General features: G+C 36.5%; 3 protein-coding genes. 2 read left to right on the forward strand and 1 reads right to left on the reverse strand.

Going from position 1 to position 3,510, the window contains the following annotated elements; genetic code table 11:
- The first annotated feature begins 352 nt into the window (after positions 1 to 352).
- A complete protein-coding gene (locus tag AC3DU7_RS28845) occupies positions 353 to 2,020 on the forward strand; it encodes a DUF2079 domain-containing protein (protein ID WP_488042693.1) in 1,668 nt (555 codons plus the stop codon).
- 233 nt (positions 2,021 to 2,253) lie between these two features.
- Positions 2,254 to 2,634 (forward strand): four helix bundle protein, encoded by a 381-nt coding sequence (locus AC3DU7_RS28850; RefSeq protein WP_488042694.1) that lies wholly within the window; start codon positions 2,254 to 2,256, stop codon positions 2,632 to 2,634.
- A gap of 193 nt (positions 2,635 to 2,827) precedes the next feature.
- Here the strand turns inward: AC3DU7_RS28850 and AC3DU7_RS28855 are convergent, their stop codons facing one another.
- On the reverse strand, positions 2,828 to 3,052 hold the full coding sequence (locus AC3DU7_RS28855; protein WP_488042695.1) for a DUF6887 family protein: 225 nt from the start codon (positions 3,050 to 3,052) through the stop codon (positions 2,828 to 2,830).
- Positions 3,053 to 3,510: the final 458 nt, after the last annotated feature.

A 3,510-nucleotide genomic window follows, 5' to 3' on the forward strand; every position in this document is an offset into this window, starting at 1 on the left:
AACTAATTGGATGAATTTTATATTTTTTGTTAATGGCCTATAAAAGAAAATTAGTTTCTGAGATAATTTAATATCTATTTCATATTGTGACACTAATACTTTCAATTAGCCTTCTAGAGTATATTTATGTTATCTAATACTTACTTGACATAATTGATATTTTATAGTATGAGAACGCATAACTATCTTACCAGTGGTTATAATGACTCAAGCGAGGGATAATTTTCTGGTAAGTGGTATACTGCAATCTAAATGTCTATAGCAGTTGGAGGTTTGCTGAGGATACTCTCAGAACTTTGCGCCTCAGTCGTAAAAAAATGTAACTCTAAATTTTGAATCTTGCTAAAAGTGGATGAAGTTGGTTAGCTGGCAAAAAAATCAGTCCTTCAGAATGGTGCTTGTGGCGGCGATCGCCTTCTTTGTTATATGTCTATTATTTAATCTGCACCGCTATTATAGTTTTTATGCCTCTTACGACCAAGGTATATTTAACCAAGTCTTTTGGAATAATACGCATGGTCGTTTTTTTCAAAGTTCTCTCTCTTCTGCTCTTTCCACAAATGTAGTTCATCAAGGCCAAGTATCAGAAGTATACTATCACCGCTTAGGCCAACATTTTACTCCAGCCCTATTGCTGTGGTTGCCAATATATGCTCTATTTCCATATCCTGTCACCCTAACAATTTTACAAGTCACATTAGTTACTGGTGCTGGTTTAGTTTTATACATTTTAGCTAGACAATATCTCCAGCCACCCTTATCAGCCATGATCGCCATTAGCTTCTATTGTGCTAATGCAGTAATTGGCCCTACTCTCGCAAATTTCCATGATATTTGTCAGATACCTATATTTGTATTTAGTCTACTATTGGCAATGGAAAAACGCCGATGGTCTATATTTTGGATTTTAGCAATATTAATCTTAGCAGTAAGAGAAGATGCGGGAGTAGTTTTATTTGGAGTAGGATTTTATCTAATTTTGAGTAAACGCTACCCCAGAATAGGTTTAGCTATTTGTACTCTCAGTTTTGCCTACATGGTAGCTCTGACAAATCTAATTATGCCCCTATTTTCCGAAGATATTTCCCAGAGATTTATGATGGAAAGATTCGGTCAATATGCAGATGGAGACGAAGCTTCTACTCTGGAAATTATTTGGGGTATGATTAGCAACCCTTGGCGTTTAATTGCAGAAATTTTTACCCCATTCTTTGGCACTATCAAATATTTATTAGGTCAATGGTTGCCATTAGCATTTGTGCCTGCTATTGCTCCCGCTTCTTGGATGATAGCAGGATTTCCTTTGCTAAAGTTATTTTCTGCTCAAGGTTTGTCTGTACTGTCAATTACAATTCGCTACGCAATGACAGTAGTACCTGGATTATTTTACGGTGCAATTTTATGGTGGGGAAAGAGAGAATCAGAAGTTGAAAATTCATCATTGCCATCACTAAAGTTTCAGCGTTTATGGGTAATTTGTCTTTGCTTGTCACTATTTTTTACCTTTACTTCTAATCCTAATCGCACCTTCTATTTTTTAGTACCAGATTCAGTACAACCTTGGGTTTATGTACCCGCACATCAGCAATGGCAGCACGTTAGTCAAATGCGACCGTTGTTAGAGAAAATTCCTGATGATGCTAGCGTGGCAGCAACTACTTATATTATTCCGCACTTATCAGGTCGTCGAGCAATTTTGCGATTTCCCAGAATGCAATTTAGAAATGATGCTAGAGAAGTTGAAAAAGTAGAATATATTATTGTTGACCTGTGGCGGTTGAATAGATATCGGGTAGCATTTAAGAGCGATCGGCAACGACTGGAAAAAATTGTACCTCGAATTGAAGAACTTTATAAATCTGGTGAATATGGAATTACTGGTTTTGCAGATGGTGTGGTTTTGATGCAGAAAGGAGTAGTTTCTAATTTAGATGCTGTTGATGGATGGGAAAAATTTCTTGTAGGAGTCAGGAGTCAGGAGTCAGAAGACAGGAGTCAGGAGTCAGGAGTCAGGAGTTAGAATAGGCAAGAAGGAGTTGGAATAAAAGGACAAACGGCGTTGGTAAATTAGTGTATGATATTAATCTTAATTTTTTAGGAGACAGGAGTCAGGAGGGAAGAAAAAAGAAGAAACCCTGAGTAGAAGGAGAAAGTTTTTCGGGGAGTGTAAAGGTAACGGAGTTGTATCGCGCTCTTATCCGGACATGTTTATCATACCTCAAATTACCAACGCCGGACAAACAAGGAGACAGAATGAAGAGAGAATTTGCTAAAAGTTTTCAAGATTTGATAGTTTGGCAAAAAGCACATCAACTCGTTTTAGAGGTATACCGCTTTAGCAGTAACTTTCCTAAGACAGAAACCTACGGATTAATTTCTCAGTTAAGACGAGCATCTGTATCAGTACCAGCAAATATAGCAGAAGGTTTTCGGAAAAAAGGGTTAGCAGATAAAATCCGATTCTTGAATATTGCACAAGGTTCCCTAGAGGAGTCGCGATATTACTTAATTCTGGTAAATGACCTTGAATATGGGAATACTTCAGAATTGGTACTGCATTTAGAAGAAGTAAGTAAATTACTAGATTCTTATATTGCTGCAATTGAAAAATGCAGACAATCTCCTGACTCCTGACTCCTTAAATGAACAATGAATAATCTCCTGATTTCTGTTCTCCTTCCTCCTTCTGACTCCTGACTCCTGACTCCTCAATCCTTCTTAAAACCCGCCTCGCTTATTATTTGTTGCGTCCTAAGTTTCCCACTTTGCCAGTAGCTATTAAATCAGCGATCGCAATCTTTCACAATCTTTCTCATCAATCATGCTATTATGGATCTAGATTCAATTTAGATTTAAACATCGCTTCAACTTCTTCATAAGACATATTCTGAGAATAGGGGAAAACTTGAAGATGAGGATTTCTACAATTAATAAATAATTCTCTAATTACTTCATCATCTGTTGGATGAGACAAGATATATTTTTTGAATTCCTTACGAGTAATTTTGATAAAATCAGGTTTCGTTATTTTGCTGAAACTCCCAGATTCCATTTTCAACAATAGTAATTTATAAATTTTTTTCTCTACCAGCTCAGTACGAAAATGTATTTATGTATTTATACAGAGAATCATATCTAAACATCCAAATAGACATCCAAAAAATAAATGAACTTTTGATTTAACCATTAAACAAAGATAGCTGAAGACAGTATTAATAAAGTCCCCAAAGTTTGTAATTCTATATTATATCGTGTTCCCCCTCCGGGGGAGCTACGCTAACGGATAATCAGTTATAAAAAACCTTATCTCTTTGGACCTTTCTTTCCCTTCTGCCTTCTGCCTTCTGCCCTCTGCCTTCCTTTCTCCAAAGTATAAGTATTTAACCGAACATGATATTACTTATACACATAAGCAATCTAGATAGTCTAAAATACACTCATAGTGCTGGCACTAAAAATGGTAAGTCAACCTGTCTACCCTTCCCGGCCAAGGCTTCAGGATATTGGACT

The sequence above is a fragment of the Okeania sp. genome (assembly GCF_983059655.1).